Genomic DNA, 18,888 nt, shown 5'->3' on the forward strand with positions numbered 1-18,888 from the left:
CTCCCAGCCGGCCCCGGCCGACCGGGAAAGGGGCGGCCCGGCCAACGGCCGGGCCGCGCCGTACCGGAGAAGGGGGCGGCCCCGGCGCACGAAGCGCCGGGGCCGCCGAAACCTCAGCCGGGGATCAGACCCGCGGCTTCTCCCGCATCTCGTAGGTCTCGATCACGTCGCCGATCTGCGGCGCGCCGAACCCGGAGAGCGTCAGACCACACTCGAAGCCCTCGCGGACCTCTGTCGCGTCGTCCTTGAACCGCTTGAGCGAGCTGATCGTGACGTTCTCCCCCACCACGGTGCCGTCGCGCAGGATTCGCGCCTTGGCGTTGCGGCGGATGAGACCGGACCGGACCAGACAGCCGGCGATCAGACCGATCTTGGACGAGCGGAAGACCTCGCGGATCTCCGCCGTGCCCAGCTCGACCTCTTCGTACTCCGGCTTGAGCAGGCCCTTGAGCGCCGCCTCGATCTCCTCGATGGCCTGGTAGATCACGCTGTAGTAGCGGATCTCCACGCCGGCGCGGTCGGCCATCTCCTTGACCTTGTTCGAGGCCCGGACGTTGAAGCCGATGATCGTCGCGGTCTGCTCCGACGAGGCCGACGCCAGGTTGACGTCGCTCTCGGTGATCGCACCGACGCCGCGGTGGATGACCTTGAGCTGGATCTCGTCCGGAATCTCGATCTTGAACAGCGCGTCTTCCAGGGCCTCGACCGAACCCGAGCTGTCGCCCTTGATGACCAGCGTGAGCGAGGTCTTCTCGCCCTCCTTCAGCTGGGCCATGAGCGTCTCGAGCGTGGCCTTGGCGCCGGAGTTCGCGAAGGCGGCCGCACGACGGCGCGCCTGACGCTGCTCGGCGATCTGGCGGACCGTGCGGTCGTCCTCGGCGGCCAGGAACGTGTCGCCGGCGCTGGGCACCGACGTCAGACCCAGGACCAGGACCGGACGGGCCGGACCGGCCTCGGCGACCTGCTTGCCGTTCTCGTCGAGCATGGCGCGGACGCGGCCGTGCGCGCCACCCGCCACGATCGAGTCGCCGGCCCGCAGCGTGCCCTTCTGCACCAGGACGGTCGCGACCGCACCACGGCCCTTGTCGAGGTGGGCCTCGACCGCGACACCCTGCGCCGGCCCGTCGATCGGAGCGGTGAGCTCCAGCGACGCGTCGGCGGTCAGCAGGACGGCCTCGAGGAGGTCGTCGATGCCGATGCCGGGCTTGGCCGCGACGTTGACGAACATCGTGTCGCCGCCGTACTCCTCGGCGAGCAGGCCGTAGTCGGTCAGCTGCTGCCGGACCTTGTCCGGGTTGGCGTCCGGCTTGTCGACCTTGTTGACCGCCACGACGATCGGCACCTCGGCGGCCTTGGCGTGGTTCAACGCCTCGACCGTCTGCGGCATCACGCCGTCGTCAGCGGCGACCACGAGGATGACGATGTCGGTCACCTGGGCACCACGGGCACGCATGGCGGTGAACGCCTCGTGACCCGGGGTGTCGATGAAGGTGATCGCCCGGTCCTCGCCGTTGTGCTCGTACTGCACCTGGTAGGCGCCGATGTGCTGGGTGATGCCACCCGCCTCGCCGGCGACCACGTTGGTCTTGCGGATCGCGTCGAGCAGCTTCGTCTTACCGTGGTCGACGTGACCCATGACGGTCACCACCGGCGGCCGGGTGACCAGCCGGTCCTGCGCCACCTCGGCGTCGAGGTCGATGTTGAACTGCGCGAGCAGCTCACGGTCCTCGTCCTCGGGGCTGACGATCTTGACGTCGAAGCCGAGGTGCTCACCGAGCAGCAGCAGCGTGTCGTCGGAGACCGACTGCGTCGCCGTGACCATCTCGCCCAGGTTGAACATCTCCTGGACGAGCGAGCCCGGGTTGGCGTTGATCTTGTCGGCGAAGTCGGACAGCGAGGCGCCACGCGACAGCCGGATCTCCTGACCCTGACCGCGCGGAGCACCCGAGCTCATCTGCGGAGCCGACAGGTTGTCGAACTCTTGACGCCGCTGCTTCTTCGACTTGCGGCCACGGGTCGGCCGGCCGCCGGGACGCCCGAAGGCACCCGCCGCGCCACCGCCGCGACCACGGCCGCCGGCGCCACCGGGACGACCCGGAGCACCCGCGCCGACCGGACCGCCACCGCCGCCGCCGGGACCGCCGCGGAAGCCACCGCCACCGCCGGCACCGCCGCCACCGGGACGGAAACCGCCACCGCCGGGGCCGCCACGGCCGCCGCCGGGACCACCGGGACGACCGGCGCCGCCACCGCCGGGACCGCCACCGGGACGACCGGGGCGCTGCGACGGCATGGACGCCGGGCTGGGCCGCGGCGGCATGGAGGCGGGACTCGGGCGCGGCGGCATGCCGGGCTGGTTGGGACGCGGCATCGAGGCCGGCGAGGGCCGCGGGCCGGCCGCGTTGCCGGAGACGCCGAACGGGTTGTTACCGGGACCACGCGCGGGCGGGCGCGGCGCGCCGCCGGCCGGACCCGGACGCGGGCCACCCTGGCCCTGGCCACCCTGGTTGCCACCGGAACGACCGGCGGCCGGGGAACCCGGGCGCGGCGGCATGCCGGCCGGACCCGGGCGGGGGCCACGAGGGCCACCCTCGGCCGGAACCTGCGGGTGCGCCTGCGGCGCGGGCCGCCGCTCGGCGTCCCGCGTGCGGGCCGCCGACGCGGCCTGGGCCGCCTTGACCGCGGCCTCCTGCTCGGCCTTCAACGCCGAGGCGCGCGCCTCGGCGGCCGCCACCTCGATGTCGTGCGCGCTGGCCGGCTTGGTGACCGGGCCGGGCGTGGGGCCGGGACGGCCGGGGGCCGACGGCTTCGGCCGGGCGAACTGACCGGGAGTCGGAGCCGGCGCGGCCGGGGTGGTGCTGCTGGACGTGCCGGGGCCGGGAGGCGGACCGGGACGGCGCGGCGGCTGCGGCCGGGCCATCGGCGGACCGGGCCGGGGGGCCGCGGACGGGGTGGGGGCGCCGGTGGACGGGGCGGGGCTGGACGCCGCCGGAGCGGCCGGAGCCGCCGGGACGCTGCCGCCCGCCTCGAGGGCGCCACGGAGCCGCCGGGCCACCGGGGCCTCGACGGTGCTGGATGCGGACTTGACGAACTCGCCCATCTCCTTGAGCTTGGCGAGAACGGTCTTGCTGTCGACCCCGAGCTCCTTCGCGAGCTCGTGTACGCGGGCCTTGCCTGGCACTGCACTCCTCACTTCGAGGTCGTGCGAGCAGTACCCGCAGCGACCTCACTCGTGCACTAGAAGCCTGGTCATTTCAGGGACTTCATCGTGTGCTCATCTGGGTCGTCCTACCTTGCTGGGTCGTGACGGGGCGACGACGCCTCGTCATCAGGTGTTCCAGACGGCACGGAGACCGTCCGGATGTGCTCGGCAAGCAGTCCGGCGTCAGCAACACCGGTGAGACGCAACGCACGCCCGAAGGCGCGACGTCGCTCCGCCTGCCCGAAGCAAGCCGGATCGGGATGCAGATGAGCTCCCCGGCCCGGCAGTCGGCGGCTTGGATCGGGCAGAAGCCGGAGGTCTCCCCCGGATCCGGCCGCGACGAACCGCAGCAATGAAGCGGCCGGCGCGCGTTTGCGGCAGCCGATGCAGGTTCGCATCGGGCCGACCGAAGGCAAGTCTACCCCTCGATCGCGGCGACCGCGTATCCGGTCAGTTCCCCGCCTCGGCCGCATCACGGTCCGCGACTGAAGCGGGTTCGTTGTCCGGGCGGATGTCGATGCGCCATCCGGTCAGCCGGGCGGCGAGCCGGGCGTTCTGCCCCTCCCGCCCGATGGCCAGGGACAACTGGAAGTCGGGCACTGTCACCCGGGCGGTCCGGGTGGCCGCGTCGACGACCTCCACCCGCAGTGCCTTGGCCGGTGACAGCGCATTGCCGACGAACTGGGCCGGATCGTCGGACCAGTCGATGATGTCGATCTTCTCACCGTGCAGCTCGCTCATCACCGCGCGGACCCGCTGGCCCATCGGGCCGATACAGGCGCCCTTCGCGTTCACCCCGGGCACCGTGGACCGGACCGCGATCTTCGTACGGTGACCGGACTCACGCGCGATCGCGGCGATCTCGACGGTCCCGTCGGCGATCTCCGGCACCTCGAGCGCGAACAGCTTCTTCACCAGCGCGGGGTGCGAGCGGGACAGGGTGATCTGCGGGCCGCGGAAGCCCTTGGCCACGTGCACGACGATGCAGCGGATCCGCGAGCCGTGCTCGTAGGACTCGCCGGGGACTTGCTCGGACTGCGGCAGCACCGCCTCCAGCTTGCCCAGGTCGACGATCACGATGCCCTTCTCGGCACGTGCGGCGTCGGCCTGCACCACGCCGGTGACCAGGTCGCCGTCGCGCCCCGCGTACTCACCGAAGTGCTGTTCGTCGGTGGCCTCCCGGAGGCGTTGCAGGATCACCTGCTTGGCGGTCATCGCGGCGATCCGGCCGAAGTCGTGCGGGGTGTCGTCCCACTCGCGGACGACAGTGCCGTCCGGGTCCAGCTCCTGCGCCAGCACCGAGGCGACGCCGGTCTTGCGGTCGATCTCCACCCGGGCGTGGCTCTCCGCGCCCTCGGTGTGCCGATAGGCCGTCAGCAGCGCGGTCTCGATGGCCGCGAGGATCGTCTCGAACGGGATCTCCCGCTCGCGCTCCAGGGCGCGCAGCGCCGCGAGGTCGATGTTCATTCCTCGCCCTCCCCTTCGTCGTCGTCTTCGTCAAGGTCGTCGGCGTCGTCCTCGTCGCCGAAATCGGCTTCGTCCATGCGCTTGAACTCGATCTGGACCTGGCCGCGCCCGAGCTCGGCCCAGGCCAGCTCCCGCTCGGCGCCGTCCACGTCGAGCGTCACGCCGGCGTCGCCGGTGCGCAGCACCCGGCCGGTCAGCCCGTTCACCGCGACCAGGCGGCCGATGTTGCGGCGCCAGTGGCGCGGCTCGGTCAGCGGCCGGTCCACCCCGGGCGAGCCGACCTCCAGCTGGTATTCCCCCGCGAGGACCTCGCCACCCTGCTCGTCCGCGGCGTCGAGGGCCTCGGAGATCTCCCGGGAGACGACGGCCACGTCGTCCAGCCCAATCCCGCCGTCGGCGTCGATCAGCACCCGGACCACGAACCGCCGGCCGGCCCGGGTCAGCGTCAGGTCCTCCAGGTCGTAACCGGACCTGGCGACCACCGGCTCGACCACCTCGCGCAACCGGGCGCGGGCGGCGGCCAGGTCGACCCGCGGGGCGACGGGAGTGCTCCGGGTCTCCGGCTCCGGCCGGGTCCGCCGGCCACTCGGGCGACCACCGGGCCGGGCCCCGGCGCGACCACGCTGCGTCATCGGGCTCGACCTCTCCCTCGTTTTTTCGCTGCAACGACTATATGCCGCCGGGCAGTGCACGGCCCCGCGGCTGACGCAGAGCGTAACGTGCCGACCGGCCGGGCGGCGCGCCGCCGCACCAAAACCACTCGATCCGCAGGTCAGTGGCCCCGCACTTCATCCTTGGCGGGGATGGTGTTGACTGGCTCGGTGCGGATGAGCGATTCGGGACACACCCGCCGACGGGTGCTGGGCGCGGGCGGTGCGCTGGCCGGCCTGGTGACGCTGAGCGGTTGCGGCATCTTCGGCGACGACCACGAGCCGCCCGCCGGGCCGGACCCGCTGCGGCCGGTGCTGGACGAGGCGCTGGCGCTGGCCGCGGCGTACGACCGGGTGGTGCTGGCCGACCAGACGCTGAGCGCCAGGCTCACCCCGATGTCCCAGGCCCACCGGGCACACGCCGCCGAGCTGGCCCGGGTGATCGGGACCACGCTGCCGTCCGCCGCCCCCACGGCGGCCGGCGCCGACAACACCGTGGCCGGCCTGCGCACGGCGGAGCTGGCCGCGCAGAAGACCGCCGCGGCCGCGTGCAAGGCGGCTCCGGCGGCCCGGGCCGCGCTGGTCGGATCGATCGCCGCCGCTCGCGCCAGCCACGCGGAAGCCCTCCGTTAGCGCGGTGCCCACCGGCTCCGCCGGGTCGCTGAGGCCGCCGGAACGGCACTGACAGCGGTCACCGCCCCGGTCGACGTCGCTGGACACCGCACCGGTCTGCCCGCGGCTCTCCGCCGGCTCCCCCGCCGGCGGAAGCGTTGCGCTAGTTTCTCGAACGTGAAAGACGAACTGGCCGGCGCGCTCGCCGCCGAGGAGGCGGCCATCTGGGCGTACGGGCTGATCGGCGTGCACCTGCGCGAGGGCGCCGAGCAGGACCAGGCGCGAGCCGCCGAGGACGCGCACCGGGTGCGCCGGGACGACCTGGTCGAGCAGCTCGCCGCGCTGCGGGCCGGCACCGCGCCCACCCCGGCCGGCTACGAGCTGCCGTTCCCGGTCACCGACCGGGCCACCGCGCTGAAGCTGGCGGTCCAGATCGAGGACGGCGTGGCCCAGGCGTGGCGGACGGTGCTGCCGGTCACCGAGAGCACCCAGCGGGCCGACGCCCTGTCGGCTTTGACCGAGTCCGCGGTTCGTGCGACGAAATGGCGCAAACTCGCCCGGCTCACGCCGCTGACCCTGATCTTTCCGGGCCGCCCGACCGCCTGAGGGCCGACAATGAAGTGATGATCGGCGCGATCGACACCAGCTCGCCCCGGGGCGCCCTGGCCGTCCGGCTCGGCAACACCGTCCTGCACCGGTGGCCCGCCGAGGTGAAGGCGATCGGGGTGCGCGGCTCGGTGGCGCACGGCGACGACACCGACAGCAGCGACGTCAACCTGGTGGTGGTCACCTATCGCCCGCGGACCGGGCCGAAGCCGACCCTGCGCAAGGTCGACGGCATCCCGGTCGAGCTGGAGGTGCTGGCCGCCGAGGAGGCGCTGGTCCAGGCCCGGCAGCTGACGCCGCGCTGGCCGCTGCTGGCCGACCGGTTCATCACCACCTTCCCGCTGCACGATCCGAAGGCATGCTTCAAGGAGCAGCGGGAGGCGCACCAGAACCTGCTCGGCGAGGCCCGGCCGGCCGAGTTCACGTCGCTGGCCAGGCACAACTGGGCGGCGGCGAACGGTGCCCGGCAGCGGGCTATCCGGCTCACCCAGTGGTACGACACGGACGCCGCGCTCGTGATGATCACCCAGGCCCGGGTGCACGCGGCGCTGGTGACCGGCTTCCTCACCCGCACCTGGTTCCGCAACGCCGCGGACGCGGTGAAGCGGACCGGGGTCGCCGCCGCGGACATTCAGGAGCTGGGCGCGATCCTGAAATACCAGGCGGACGAGCTGGCCGCCCGAGGCCGTCCGGTGGACGGCACGCTGGGCGCGCTCTTCGACTGAGCTGTACGGCCCGGCCCCCGGGCGGTCCGGACCACTGGCGGCGTCGCGTGCGCCGGCACCGGAGCCGGGTGCGCGGCCAGGGCCGGCGCCGTGCGTACCGGAATCGGTCTCAGGGAAGGGTCAGGATCTCGAAACCGTCCTCCGTGACCACCAGCGTGTGTTCGAACTGGGCGGTCCACTTGCGGTCCTTGGTGACGACCGTCCAGCCGTCCTTCCAGATCTCGTACTCGTGCGTGCCCAGCGTGATCATCGGCTCGACGGTGAACGTCATCCCCGGCTCCATCACGGTGTCGAGGCGCGGGTTGTCGTAGTGCGGGACGTAGAGACCGGAGTGGAACGTCTCGCCGATGCCGTGCCCGGTGAAGTCGCGGACCACGCCGTAGCCGAACCGCCGCGCGTAGGCCTCGATGACCCGCCCGATCGCGTTGATCGGCCGGCCCGGGGCCACCGCGCGGATGCCGCGCATCATCGCCTCGTGGGTGCGCTCGACCAGCAGCCGGGCCTCCTCGCTGACCTCGCCCACGCAGAACGTGGCGTCGGTGTCGCCGTGCACCCCGTCCAGGAACGCGGTGACGTCGACGTTGATGATGTCGCCGTCCTCCAGGACCGTGGAGTCCGGGATGCCGTGGCAGATCACCTCGTTCAGCGAGGTGCAGCAGGACTTGGGGAAGCCCTTGTAACCCAGGGTCGACGGGTACGCCCCGTGGTCGAGGATGAACTCGTGCACCACCCGGTCGATCTCGTCGGTGGTGACGCCCGGTTTGCAGTGCTCGCCGGCCAGTTGGGTGGCCCGCGCGGCGATCCGCCCGGCGACCCGCATCCTCTCGATGGTCTCCGGGGTCTGCACGTGCGAACCGTGCCACTGTTTCGGGCGCTTCCTGCCGACATACTCGGGGCGGACGATGTTCGCCGGGACCGATCGCTCACGCGACTGCTTACCCGGCGCGAGTGGCGCACGTACGGTCATGGGAACAGCCTATCCGCCGCGTGCGGCCACGGCCGGGCCCGTCCTTGCCGCTCCTGATCCGCTGTGAAATCGTGTATTCGTGGATCAAGAGGGCCAGGACCCGGCTTTCTCGGCGACCGGTACGGTCACCGGCGACCGCATCGTCGTCACGGTGACCGGCGAGGTGGACATGTCCACGGCCGGCGCCCTCTACCGGGCCGCCACCCCGGAGCTGATCACCGGCGCGACGATCGATCTGCGCGCGGTGACGTTCTTCGACTCGGCAGCCATCCACACGCTGATCCGGCTCGCCGAGCGGTACCCGGGGACGCTCGAGGTGATCCCCTCCGACCGGGTCCGCCGGGTGCTCGACATCTCCGGGCTGGGCGGCCAGCCCTGGCTCAGGTAAGGGGCCGGCGCAGGGTCACCGCGGTGCCCTCCGGGGAACGGTGCACGGAGAGCTCGGTCAGCGCGCCGATCAGCGCCAGCCCACGCCCGCGGAAACCGGCGTCGGTCGCCGGCCGCCAGCGCCCGGTGTCCCGTACGGTGATCAGGATCGCGTCCTCCGCCATCGACGCCTCCACGGTGATCCACGGCTCGGCCGGATCGATCGGGTGCTCGATCGCGTTCGCCGCGGCCTCGGAGACCGCCACCGACAGATCGAACATGTCCGTCTCGGGCACGCCGTGCGCGGTGAGGAAGTCGTCGAGACGCTTGCGCAGCACGCTGAGCCGGGTCGGATCCGCCGGCAGGCGCATGACGAACTCGCGCGGCTCGGTGACCTCCAGCGCGATCATCGCGATGTCGTCCCGCCGGACGTGCCGGGCCGCCTTGGTGAGCAGCCCGTCGAGCAGGTCCTCGATGTGCTCGGTGGGCTTCGCCGCGTCCGCGGTGAGCTGGGCCAGGCCGGTGTCGATGCCTTGGGTGCGGTCCTCGACCAGCCCGTCGGTGTAGAGCAGCAACCGGTCGCCGGGGTTCAGCTGCAGCTCCTTGGTCGGGTAGGGCACGTCGCCGAGCGCGCCGATCGGCGGGCCGAGCGCCGTGCGGTAGAGGAACGTGCCGAGTTCGCCGCGCGCCACCCGGATCGGTGACGGGTGGCCCGCCGAGGAGTAGCGCATCACCCGGGTGCCCGGGTCGAAGCGCAGGCAGAACACCGTGGCGAACTGTCGCCGGCCGAGCGTGTCGACCAGGCGGTTGAGGCGGCTCAGAGCCGGGCCGCAGTCGAAGCCCTCGAGGATGTACGCCCGCAGCGCGTTGCGCAGCTGGCCCATCGCGGCCGCCGCCTGCACGCCCTTGCCGACGACGTCCCCGATCACCAGGTAGAGCTGCCCGTCCGGGGCGGCGATCACGTCGTACCAGTCGCCGCCGACCCGGGCCTCGCTGCTGCCGGCCACGTACCGGCTGCCGACCACCGCGCCGGGGACCCGGGGCAGCGACTGCGGCAGCAGGCTGTGCTGCAGGGTCCGGGCGATCCGGTGCTCGGTCTCGTAGAGCCGGGCGTTCGCCAGCCGCAGCCCGATCAGCCGGGCGAGCTGGGTGAGCAGCACCGGCTCGACCGGCCCGCCGGCGCCCGACCAGACCCGCAGCTCGCCGAGGGCGGCCCCGGCGGTGTCCGGCAGCGGCAGCACCAGGTCCGGCTCGGCGGCGCCGTCCGCGCCGCCGTCCCGCTCGGCCCGCGCGTCCGGGGCGGTCACCACCACCCGGCCGGCCGTGGTCATCGCCTGCACGTGCCGGGCGGCCACGTCGAGCACCTCGGCGGTGCCGGTCACCGCGTTCAGCGCGGCCGCGGCGTCGACGAGCCCGCGCAGCCGGCTGACCGTCTCCCGGCGCTGCTGGCCGAGCTCCAGGTTGGCCCGCACCCGGGCGGTCAGCTCCCGCGTGGAGAACGGTTTGACCAGGTAGTCGTCGGCGCCCGCGGCGAGGCCCTCGACCGCGGACTCCTCGCCGGCCCGGGCCGAGAGCACCACGATCGGCACGTCGCGGGTGCGCTGATCGGCACGGAGGGCGGCGATCAGCCCGAACCCGTCCAGCCCCGGCATCATCACGTCGGTCAGCACCAGGTCGAACGGCCGCTGCCGGGCCAGCTCCAGAGCGGTGGCGCCGTCCACCGCGGTGACCACCTCCCAGTACGGGCTGAGCAGCCGGGCGACGTGCCGGCGCAGGTCGGGGTTGTCGTCGGCGAGCAGGATGCGGCCGCCCCCGGCGATCCCCGGCGGGGTCTCGGCGGTCCCGCCGTCCCGGGTCCACCAGGCCGCCTCGTCCACCCAGAGCCGCGGGTCCACGCCGATCGCCGGGGCCGGGTCGTCGCTGACCCGGTCGGCCGGCAGGTGCCCGGTGCCGAACGGGATCCGGACCAGGAACTCGCTGCCCACGCCCGGCTCGCTGCGCACGCTCACCGAGCCGCCGTGCAGCTCGGCCAGCTCACGGACCAGGGCCAGGCCGATGCCGGTGCCCTCATGGCTACGCGACCAGGCGCCGGTGACCCGGTGGAACCGGTCGAACAGCAGCGGCTGCTCGCCGGGCGGGATGCCCACGCCGGTGTCCCGCACGGCCAGCTCGGCGTGCTCGTCGTCGACCCGGACGCGCACCTCGACCCGCCCGGCCCGGGTGAACTTCACCGCGTTCGAGAGCAGGTTGAAGACGATCTTCTCCCACAGTTCGTGGTCCACGTGTACCCGTACGGGCGCGGGCGGCGTCTCGATCACCAGGTCCAGCCCGGCCCGCTCGGTGGCCGGCCGGAACGACGCGGCCAGCCGCTCGGTGTGACCGGCCAGGTCGGTCGGCCGGAAGACGGCGCGCATCCGCCCGGACTCCAGCCGGGAGAAGTCCAGCACGGTGTTGACCAGCTTGAGCAGGCGCAGGCCGTTGCGGTGCATGGGATCCAGCCGCCGCCGCAGGGCGGGATCGGTGGCCGGGTTGTCGAGCAGGTCCTCCAGCGGTCCGAGGACCAGGGTCAGCGGGGTACGGAACTCGTGGCTGACGTTCGAGAAGAAGTCGGTCTTCGCCTGGTCCAGCGCGGCCAGCTCGGCGGCCCGGCGGCGCTCCCGCTCGAGCGCGCGGGCGTTGGCCACCGCCCGGGCGATCTGCGCCGCGGCCAGCTCCAGGAAGTCCCGGTAGTCGCCGTTCAGTGCCAGGCGCGGGCTGACCTCGACCACCAGCGCGCCGACGGTGTCCGCGCCCACCCCGAGCGGCAGCACCAGGGTGCCGGCGGCCGGCTCCGGCAGCGGGCCGTCCAGCACCACCCGGGCCGCGGGCACGTCCGCCGCGTTCTCCTGGAGCACCGCGACCGCCTCGCCGGCCAGCGCGGTCGGGTGGGCGAGGTCGGCCAGGCGGCGGCCCAGCGCGGAGAGCGTGCGCACCCGGCGCTCGCCGAGCACCCGGCCGGTGGTCTCGGTGACGAGGCAGAGGAACCCGGCGACCGTGCCGTCCGCGCCGCGGATCGGGTCGTACGAGACGTCGAAGTACGTCTCCTCCAGGAAGCCGTACCGGTCGAGCAGGAAGAGCAGGTCGGCGGCGTAGAAGGCCTCGTTCTCCGCGGCCACCCGCCGGAGCAGCCCGTCGATCATGTCCCAGGCCTCGGCCCACAGCTCGGCGCCGGGCCGCCCCAGGTACGCCGGGTGCTTGGCGCCGGTCACCGCGATGTACGCGTCGTTGTAGAACACGACGCGCTCCGGCCCCCAGAACACGCAGATCTGCGCGCGCGACGCGAGCGCCCTGATCACGGCGTCGGCCAGCTCCGGCGGCCAGGTGGACGGGTGGCCGGCCGGCGAGGTGGACCAGTCGAGCGCGGCCATCCGCCGGCCCATCTCGCCACCACGCTCGAAAGCGATGCGCAGCCGGGCCGGCAGGGCGCCCATCAAAAGCCTCCGGTGGGGGGTCGGGTGACCGGGAAAAGCCGGCCCGGACGCACGTTAACACCGGTCCGCCTACGCCGCTGCGGCGACTTTCCGGCGGTTCATCGCCGCGGCCACGAGCGCCGCGAAGACCCGCAGGTCCGAGGTGCGCTCCGGATGCCACTGCACACCCAGCGCGAAGGTCCGCCCGGGATGCTCGATGATCTCCACGACCCGGTCGTCCGGGCACCAGCCGGTCGCCACGCACCTGCCCGGGTCGGCCACCGCCTGATGGTGGAACGAGTTCACCGTGGTGTGCCGGCCGAACAGGTCGTGCGCCAGGGAGTGGTCAGCGGTCACCACGTCGTGCCGGCCGTAGTCGCCGGCCCCGGCGGCCAGCGGGTCGGTGCCCACCGCGGCCCGGTGCCGGTCGTGGCCGATCAGGTCGGGCAGGTGCTGGTGCAGCGAGCCGCCGGTGGCCACGGCCATCACCTGGTGGCCCCGGCACACCCCGAGCACCGGCAGATCCTGCTCCAGGGCGGCGCGCATCAGCATGATCTCGGCGGCGTCGCGGACCTCGTCGACCTCGGTCTCCGGGTGCGGCTCGGCGCCCCAGTGCCCGGGGCCGACGTCGCCGCCGCCGGTGAACACGATCCCGTCCAGGGTCTCCAGGACGTCGGTGCCGGGGTCGTCCGGAGTGATCAGCACCGCCCGCCCGCCGGTGACGTGCACCGCTCTCACATAGGTCATCGGGAGCATCCCGGCCATCACGTCGTTGCGGCCGAAGTGCACGTGCTGGGCGTACGCGGTGAGCCCGATCAGCGGTCTGCGCATGGGGGTGTGGTCCTCCTCAGCTCCGTTCGGCTGCCGCCTGCACCAGGGCGCCGAAGAGCCGGACGTCCCGGCTCACCTCGGGGTGCCACTGCACACCGAGCAGGAACCGCCGGTCCGGGTCCTCGACCGCCTCGGGCAGCCCGTCCTCGGCCCGCCCGGTCACGGTCAGTTTCCCGGCGTCGGCGACGCCCTGGTGGTGGAAGCAGTTGATGGTCACGTCCCCGCCCATCAGCCCGGCGATCCGGCTGCCTGGGACGAAGACGGCGTCGTGCTCGCTGTACACCGCCGGGGCCACGCGGTGTCGTTCATGGCCGAGCACATCGGGCAGATGCTGGTGCAGGGTGCCGCCGTGCGCGGCGACCAGCAGCTGCATGCCCCGGCAGACGCCGAGGACCGGCAGGTCGCGGTCGAGCGCGGCCTCCAGCAACAGCAGCTCGGCCTCGTCCCGCTCGGGGTGGGTCACGGTGTGCCGCCCCGGCTCCTGGCCGTACCACCGCGGCGAGATGTCCGGGCCGCCGGAGAGCAGCAGGCCGTCCAGCATCCGCAGCACGTCGGCGTCCCGGTCGTCGGGTGGCAGCAGCACCGCCCGGCCGCCGGCCAGGGTCACCGCCTCGGCGTAGTCCCGCGGGACCAGGACGGTGGGGAGATCATTCCAGCCCCCCCAGGTGGCAGGCATCACGTACGTCGTTATCCCGATGATCGGACGCATCGCACCACCGTAGTCACCGTCCGCCGGTTTCCGGGCCGGACAGGCGCGCGGCGCCGGATTTCCGGCGCCGCGCGACGGGCCCTCTGTCCTATCCCAGACGGGGATCCGAGCCCGCCTGAGCAGGGATTCGACCCCTGTTCTGTGATCTCGTTCCCTCGTTCGGCAAAGCTAAACGTTTACAGCGGCGTTACGTAGGCCCCGGTGATGCCGCCGTCGACGACGAACTGGGCGGCGGTCATGAACGAGGCGTCGTCGCTGGCCAGGAACGCCACCGCGGCGGCGATCTCGTCCGGCTCGGCGAACCGGCCCATCGGCACGTGCACCAGGCGGCGGGCGGCCCGCTCCGGGTCCTTGGCGAACAGCTCCAGCAACAGCGGGGTGGCCACCGGGCCGGGGCAGAGCGCGTTGATCCGGATGCCCTCGCGGGCGAACTGCACCCCGAGCTCCCGGGTCATCGCCAGCACCCCGCCCTTGCTCGCGGTGTAGGCGATCTGCGACGTGGCCGCCCCGAGCAGCGCCACGAATGACGCGGTGTTGATGATCGACCCCTTGCCCTGCCGCTGCATGTGCGGGATGGCGTACTTGCAGCAGAAGAAGACGCTGGTGGTGTTGACCTTGAGGACCCGTTCCCAGGCCTCGATGCCGGTGACCAGGATCGAGTCGTCGTCGGGCGGCGAGATGCCGGCGTTGTTGAACGCGATGTCGACCCGCCCGTGCCGCTCGGCGACCCCGTCGAAGAGCGCCCGGACCTGCTCCTCATCGCTGACGTCGCAGGCCACGAACTCGCCGCCGACCTCGGCCGCGACGGCCTTGCCGGCCTCCTCGGAGATGTCCACGGCGACCACCTTGGCGCCCTCGGCGGCGAACCGCCGGGCGGTGGCCAGCCCGATCCCACTGCCGGCGCCGGTGATCACGGCGACCCGGTCCTGCAAACGATCCACTGTCAATCTCCCGTAGCCAGGAACACGTTTTTCACATCGGTGAACGACAGCAGCGCGTCCGGGCCCAGTTCGCGGCCGAGGCCGGACTGCTTCATCCCGCCGAACGGGGTCCAGTACCGCACCGACGAGTTGCTGTTGACGCTGAGCGCGCCGGTCTCGACCGCGCGGGCCGCTCGCAGGGCACGGCCGACGTCACGGGTCCAGATCGAGCCGGACAGGCCGTACTCCGTGTCGTTGGCCAAGCGGATCGCCTCGGCCTCGTCGCGGAACGGCAGGACGGACACGACCGGTCCGAAGATCTCTTCCCGCCAGTGCCGATCCTGTGTGGACCCGGCGAGCAGGACCGTGGGCGGGAACCACCAACCTTCACCGCGGGGAGCGTCGCCGCGGAAAGCCACGTCGGCGCCGGCGACGAATCCAGCCACCGTCGCCCGTTGCCCGGAAGAGATCAGTGGGCCCATCTCGGACAAGTCACTGGAAGGGTCTCCTACCCGGAACTTCCTGACGGCCGGCTCCAGGAGCGCGAGGAACTTGTCGTAGACCGAGGCCTCGATCAGCAACCGCGACCGCGCGCAGCAGTCCTGCCCGGCGTTGTCGAAGACCGCACCCGGCGCCGCGGCCGCGGCCTTCTCCAGGTCGGCGTCGGCGAAGACAATGTTCGCGGACTTCCCGCCCAGCTCCAACGTCACCCGCTTCACCTGATCCGCACAGCCTGCCATGATCGACTTGCCGACCGCTGTGGAGCCGGTGAAGCAGACCTTGCGGACCGCGGGATGCGTGACGAACCGCTGCCCCACCACGCGGCCCCGGCCCGGCAGCACCTGGAAGACGTCCTCCGGCAGGCCGGCCTCCAGCGCCAGTTCGCCGAGACGGATCGCGGTCAGCGGGGTGAGCTCGGCCGGCTTCAGCACCACCGTGTTGCCGGCCGCCAGCGCCGGCGCGAAACCCCAGCCGGCGATCGGCATCGGAAAGTTCCACGGCACGATGATCCCCACCACGCCGAGCGGCTCGTGGAACGTCACGTCCACGCCGCCGGGCACCGGGATCTGCCGGCCGGACAGCCGCTCCGGCGCGCCGGCGTAGTAGTTCAGCACGTCGCGGACGTTGCCGGCCTCCCAGCGGGCGTTGCCGATGGTGTGCCCGGCGTTGCGTACCTCCAGCCGGGCCAGCTCCTCCAGGTGGTCCTCGACCACCGCCGCGAAGCGGCGCAGCAGCCTCGCCCGGTCGCCGGGCGCGACCGCGCGCCACCCGTCGAAGGCCCGCGCCGCACGCTCGATCGCCGCGTCCGTCCCGGCCAGGTCCAGCGACGGCACGGTCGTGAAGACCGCGCCCGTCGCCGGGTCGATCACATCAGTCGTCCCCACGCCAAGATCCTCACACTCAGAGGCGTTCAAATCCACGACGCAGCTCCCAGTCGGTGACCGCCGCGTCGAAGGCCGCCAGCTCCACCCGGCCCATGTTGGCGTAGTGCGCGACCACATCCGCCCCGAACGCGGCTTCCGCCAGCTCGCTGGAGGCCCACAGGTCGGTCGCCGCGCGCAGCGTCCCGGGCACCCGCTCGGCCCCGGGATCCTGGTAGGCGTTGCCGACGAACTCGTCCTCCAGCGGCAACTCGTTCTCGATGCCGTGCACCGCGCCGGCGACCAGCGCGGCGATCGCCAGGTACGGGTTCACATCCCCGCCCGGCACCCGGTTCTCCACCCGCATGCCCTGCCCGTGCCCGGCGATCCGCAGCGCGCAGGTCCGGTTGTCCACGCCCCAGCGCAGCGCGGTCGGCGCGAACGAGCCCGGCTGGTACCGCTTGTACGAGTTGATGTTCGGCGCGAAGAGCAGGCTGAACTCGCGCATCGTGGCGAGCAGGCCGGCCAGCACCCGCTGCCCGGTCACGCTCAGGTGCGCCGGCCCGTCGCCGAGCATCGCCGACCTCCCGTCCGGCCCGCGCAGCGAGAAGTGGATGTGGCAGGAGTTGCCCTCCCGCTCGTTGGGCTTGGCCATGAAGGTCAGCGCCATGCCCTCCTGCGCGGCGATCTCCTTCGCCCCGTTCTTGTAGACGACGTGGTTGTCGGCGGCGGCCAGCGCGTCGGCGTAGCGGAAGGCGATCTCGTGCTGACCGAGGTTGCACTCGCCCTTGGCGCTCTCCGGGAGCAGGCCGGCGCCGTACATCTCGTTGCGGATCCGGCGCAGCAGCGGCTCGACGCGGGCCGTGCCGAGCAGCGAGTAGTCCACGTTGTACTGGTTCGCCGGGGTGAGGTTCCGGTATCCGGAGGAGAACGCCTGCTCGTAGCTGTCCCGGTAGAGCACGAACTCCAGCTCGGTCCCGGCGAACGCGGTCAGGCCGTGCGCCGCCAGTCGGTCCAGCTGGCGCCGCAGGATCTGCCGCGGGGACGCCGGAACCGGCGCGCCCGCGGTGTCGAACAGATCCGCCAGCACCAGCGCGGTCCCCGGCTGCCACGGCACCGGCCGCAGCGTGCCGAAGTCCGGCCGCATCACGAAGTCGCCGTAGCCGGTGGACCACGAGGACATCTCGTACCCGCCGACGGTGTTCATGTCGACGTCCACCGCGAGCAGGTAGTTGCAGCCCTCGCTGCCGCCGCTGACCACCTCGTCCATGAAGTACCGGCCGTGCAGCCGCTTGCCCTGCAGCCGCCCCTGCATGTCGGTGAGCGCCAGCAGGACGGTGTCGATCGAGCCGTTGCCGACCGCTACATCGAGGTCCTCGAGATCCATGGAACAGTCCTATCAGTCGTTGGCCGTCGGCATGGTCTGCTCGCCGTGTGCCGCTTTCTCCAGCAGGTTGGAACGGGGGCCGGTGAACCACCTCCGGGCGCCGGCGAACCACCAGATCGTCGCGCCGCCCACCACCACGGCCACCGCGACGACCGTGTAGTTGAAGTTCCCCGCGGTGATCGGGCCAGCCGTGGGCAGCACGAACAGCACGCAGATGAACGCCACCCAGGCGATCGAGATCCAGCCGACCGGGGCGCTCCACCGGCCGAGGTTCCACGGACCGGCCTGGAAGTCCGCCCGGCGGCGGCGCAGAAAGACCGGGCCGACGTACGCGATGTACAGGCCGATCACCGCGATCGAGGTGGCCGCGGCGTACGCGGTGGTGTTCCAGAGCGACGGCAGCACCAGGATCGTGGAGATCGTCACGCACAGCCAGATCGAGTTGGTCGGGGTGCCGGTGCGCGGGTTGACCTGCTTCCACAGCCGCGAGCCGGGCAGCGCGCCGTCCCGCGCGAACGCGTAGGACATCCGGGAGTTCGCGGTGACCGACGCCATCCCGCAGAACCACTGCGCGACCATGCAGATGAACAGCAAGAACGTGCCGGTGTCGTGGCCCGCCGCGTCGATGAAGATCTGCGCCGGCGGCAGCCCCAGCGAGGTGGCCGCCTCGGCGTCGTAGTCCTGGATCGACCAGGTGATCGCGAACAGCAGGACAAAGCCGGCGATCACCGAGACCACCACGGACATCACGATGCCGCGGGGTGCCGCGTTCGCCGCGTCGTGGGTCTCCTCGGCGACGTGCGCGGACGCGTCGTAACCGGTGTAGGTGTACTGCGCCATCAGCAGTCCGATCAGGACGGCGTAGACGGTCGCGCCGGTGAAGCCGAACCCGGTGGCGTTGCGCACCTCGAAGAACACCTCGGAGATCGGCTTGTGCTGGTCCGGGATCACCGCCAGCAGCACCACGACGACCACCACGCCGATCAGGTGCCACCACGCGCTGACGTCGGAGAGCAGCCGCACCAGGTTCACGCCGAACGTGTTGAGCAGGCCGTGCGCCACGATGACGACCAGGAAGATCAGGAACGTCCGCCCGGGGGTGACCTCCATGTCGAAGGTCAGGCTGAGGAACGCCGACGTGGTGATCGCCGCACCGAAGTCGATCGCGGCGGTGACCGCGACCTCGCCGAGAAAGTTGAACCAGCCGATGAACCAGGCCCAGGCCGCCTTGTTCCGCTTGGCCAGCGCCGCGGCCCACCAGTAGAGCGCGCCTGCGGTCGGATAGGCCGAGCACACCTCGGCCATCGCCAGCGAGACCAGCGTGACCATGATGCCGACGAGGAGCCAGCCGATCGTGATCGCGAACGGCCCGCCGGCGTTCATCGCGATCACGTAGGACGTGATCGCGCCGGCCAGGATCGAGATGATCGAGAAGGAGACGGCGAAATTGGAGAAGCCGGACAACCGGCGGTGCAGTTCCTGCTTGTACCCGAGTTGCGCGAGTCGTTCCTCGTCGCTGCTGGAGACGGCTGGTTCAGTGCTCATAGGTGAGCTCCCTATGCCGAAGGTGTGACCTGAGCCACGGCTTTCGGTGATGATCGCTCCGCTGTGTTACGGCCGTCAATGATCAGCGTTA

16 protein-coding genes are annotated in these 18,888 nt (G+C 72.2%); 4 read left to right on the top strand and 12 right to left on the bottom strand.

Features of this window, described 5'->3' with window-relative positions:
- Positions 1 to 124: 124 nt before the first annotated feature.
- From infB to rimP, 4 genes are all read right to left on the bottom strand, one after another.
- The gene (infB, locus tag Asi03nite_RS01955; protein ID WP_203676629.1) at positions 125 to 3,181 is read right to left on the bottom strand and encodes a translation initiation factor IF-2; all 3,057 of its coding nucleotides are present in this window, start codon (positions 3,179 to 3,181) and stop codon (positions 125 to 127) included.
- A gap of 107 nt (positions 3,182 to 3,288) precedes the next feature.
- The gene (locus Asi03nite_RS01960; RefSeq protein WP_373872080.1) at positions 3,289 to 3,675 is read right to left on the bottom strand and encodes a YlxR family protein; all 387 of its coding nucleotides are present in this window, start codon (positions 3,673 to 3,675) and stop codon (positions 3,289 to 3,291) included.
- Complete coding sequence (nusA, locus tag Asi03nite_RS01965) at positions 3,653 to 4,669, bottom strand: transcription termination factor NusA (RefSeq protein WP_203676630.1); 1,017 nt, start codon at positions 4,667 to 4,669, stop codon at positions 3,653 to 3,655. Before nusA ends, Asi03nite_RS01960 begins: the two co-directional genes overlap by 23 nt.
- Positions 4,666 to 5,301: a ribosome maturation factor RimP gene (rimP, locus tag Asi03nite_RS01970; protein ID WP_203676631.1), complete on the bottom strand. Its 636-nt coding sequence runs from the start codon at positions 5,299 to 5,301 to the stop codon at positions 4,666 to 4,668. Before rimP ends, nusA begins: the two co-directional genes overlap by 4 nt.
- A 195-nt stretch (positions 5,302 to 5,496) precedes the next feature.
- Here rimP and Asi03nite_RS01975 point away from each other — a divergent pair, with 195 nt between their 5' ends.
- The 3 genes from Asi03nite_RS01975 to Asi03nite_RS01985 all read left to right on the top strand — a co-directional run bounded on the left by Asi03nite_RS01975 (position 5,497) and on the right by Asi03nite_RS01985 (position 7,262).
- Complete coding sequence (locus tag Asi03nite_RS01975; RefSeq protein WP_239102299.1) at positions 5,497 to 5,952, top strand: hypothetical protein; 456 nt, start codon at positions 5,497 to 5,499, stop codon at positions 5,950 to 5,952.
- Between the two features lie 156 nt (positions 5,953 to 6,108).
- Positions 6,109 to 6,537 (top strand): ferritin-like domain-containing protein, encoded by a 429-nt coding sequence (locus tag Asi03nite_RS01980; RefSeq protein WP_203676633.1) that lies wholly within the window; start codon positions 6,109 to 6,111, stop codon positions 6,535 to 6,537.
- 17 nt (positions 6,538 to 6,554) lie between these two features.
- Positions 6,555 to 7,262 (top strand): nucleotidyltransferase domain-containing protein, encoded by a 708-nt coding sequence (locus Asi03nite_RS01985; protein WP_203676634.1) that lies wholly within the window; start codon positions 6,555 to 6,557, stop codon positions 7,260 to 7,262.
- Between the two features lie 109 nt (positions 7,263 to 7,371).
- Here Asi03nite_RS01985 and map read toward each other — a convergent pair whose 3' ends face one another.
- The gene (gene map / locus Asi03nite_RS01990) at positions 7,372 to 8,229 is read right to left on the bottom strand and encodes a type I methionyl aminopeptidase (protein ID WP_203676635.1); all 858 of its coding nucleotides are present in this window, start codon (positions 8,227 to 8,229) and stop codon (positions 7,372 to 7,374) included.
- Positions 8,230 to 8,308: 79 nt separating this feature from the next.
- Here map and Asi03nite_RS01995 point away from each other — a divergent pair, with 79 nt between their 5' ends.
- A complete protein-coding gene (locus Asi03nite_RS01995) occupies positions 8,309 to 8,617 on the top strand; it encodes an STAS domain-containing protein (protein ID WP_203676636.1) in 309 nt (102 codons plus the stop codon).
- Here Asi03nite_RS01995 and Asi03nite_RS02000 read toward each other — a convergent pair.
- The 7 genes from Asi03nite_RS02000 to Asi03nite_RS02030 form a co-directional block, all read right to left on the bottom strand.
- Positions 8,610 to 12,065 (bottom strand): SpoIIE family protein phosphatase, encoded by a 3,456-nt coding sequence (locus Asi03nite_RS02000; protein ID WP_203676637.1) that lies wholly within the window; start codon positions 12,063 to 12,065, stop codon positions 8,610 to 8,612. The two genes, Asi03nite_RS01995 and Asi03nite_RS02000, sit on opposite strands and share 8 nt — an antisense overlap.
- A gap of 69 nt (positions 12,066 to 12,134) precedes the next feature.
- A complete protein-coding gene (locus Asi03nite_RS02005; protein WP_203676638.1) occupies positions 12,135 to 12,875 on the bottom strand; it encodes a gamma-glutamyl-gamma-aminobutyrate hydrolase family protein in 741 nt (246 codons plus the stop codon).
- Between the two features lie 16 nt (positions 12,876 to 12,891).
- Positions 12,892 to 13,584 (bottom strand): gamma-glutamyl-gamma-aminobutyrate hydrolase family protein, encoded by a 693-nt coding sequence (locus tag Asi03nite_RS02010; protein ID WP_203676639.1) that lies wholly within the window; start codon positions 13,582 to 13,584, stop codon positions 12,892 to 12,894.
- Between the two features lie 176 nt (positions 13,585 to 13,760).
- Positions 13,761 to 14,525, bottom strand: a complete 765-nt coding sequence (locus Asi03nite_RS02015) for a 3-oxoacyl-ACP reductase (RefSeq protein WP_203676640.1) — start codon at positions 14,523 to 14,525, stop codon at positions 13,761 to 13,763.
- Between the two features lie 2 nt (positions 14,526 to 14,527).
- Positions 14,528 to 15,889: an aldehyde dehydrogenase family protein gene (locus Asi03nite_RS02020; RefSeq protein WP_203676641.1), complete on the bottom strand. Its 1,362-nt coding sequence runs from the start codon at positions 15,887 to 15,889 to the stop codon at positions 14,528 to 14,530.
- 16 nt (positions 15,890 to 15,905) lie between these two features.
- Positions 15,906 to 17,252, bottom strand: a complete 1,347-nt coding sequence (locus Asi03nite_RS02025; RefSeq protein ID WP_203676642.1) for a glutamine synthetase family protein — start codon at positions 17,250 to 17,252, stop codon at positions 15,906 to 15,908.
- Positions 17,253 to 17,264: 12 nt separating this feature from the next.
- Complete coding sequence (locus Asi03nite_RS02030; RefSeq protein ID WP_203676643.1) at positions 17,265 to 18,797, bottom strand: amino acid permease; 1,533 nt, start codon at positions 18,795 to 18,797, stop codon at positions 17,265 to 17,267.
- Positions 18,798 to 18,888 lie beyond the last annotated feature (91 nt).

The organism is Actinoplanes siamensis, from assembly GCF_016862395.1.
Lineage (GTDB): Bacteria > Actinomycetota > Actinomycetes > Mycobacteriales > Micromonosporaceae > Actinoplanes > Actinoplanes siamensis.

Bases quoted from the DNA above. Each gene is read 5' to 3' on its own strand.
- Asi03nite_RS01985 (WP_203676634.1), top strand. From the start codon at position 6,555: ATGATCGGCGCGATCGACACCAGCTCGCCCCGGGGCGCCCTGGCCGTC.
- Asi03nite_RS02025 (WP_203676642.1), bottom strand. From the start codon at position 17,252: ATGGATCTCGAGGACCTCGATGTAGCGGTCGGCAACGGCTCGATCGAC.
- Asi03nite_RS01975 (WP_239102299.1), top strand. From the start codon at position 5,497: ATGAGCGATTCGGGACACACCCGCCGACGGGTGCTGGGCGCGGGCGGT.
- Asi03nite_RS02010 (WP_203676639.1), bottom strand. From the start codon at position 13,584: ATGCGTCCGATCATCGGGATAACGACGTACGTGATGCCTGCCACCTGG.
- Asi03nite_RS02005 (WP_203676638.1), bottom strand. From the start codon at position 12,875: ATGCGCAGACCGCTGATCGGGCTCACCGCGTACGCCCAGCACGTGCAC.
- Asi03nite_RS02030 (WP_203676643.1), bottom strand. From the start codon at position 18,797: ATGAGCACTGAACCAGCCGTCTCCAGCAGCGACGAGGAACGACTCGCG.
- nusA (WP_203676630.1), bottom strand. From the start codon at position 4,669: ATGAACATCGACCTCGCGGCGCTGCGCGCCCTGGAGCGCGAGCGGGAG.
- Asi03nite_RS02000 (WP_203676637.1), bottom strand. From the start codon at position 12,065: ATGGGCGCCCTGCCGGCCCGGCTGCGCATCGCTTTCGAGCGTGGTGGC.
- map (WP_203676635.1), bottom strand. From the start codon at position 8,229: ATGACCGTACGTGCGCCACTCGCGCCGGGTAAGCAGTCGCGTGAGCGA.
- rimP (WP_203676631.1), bottom strand. From the start codon at position 5,301: ATGACGCAGCGTGGTCGCGCCGGGGCCCGGCCCGGTGGTCGCCCGAGT.
- Asi03nite_RS01960 (WP_373872080.1), bottom strand. From the start codon at position 3,675: ATGCGGCCGAGGCGGGGAACTGACCGGATACGCGGTCGCCGCGATCGA.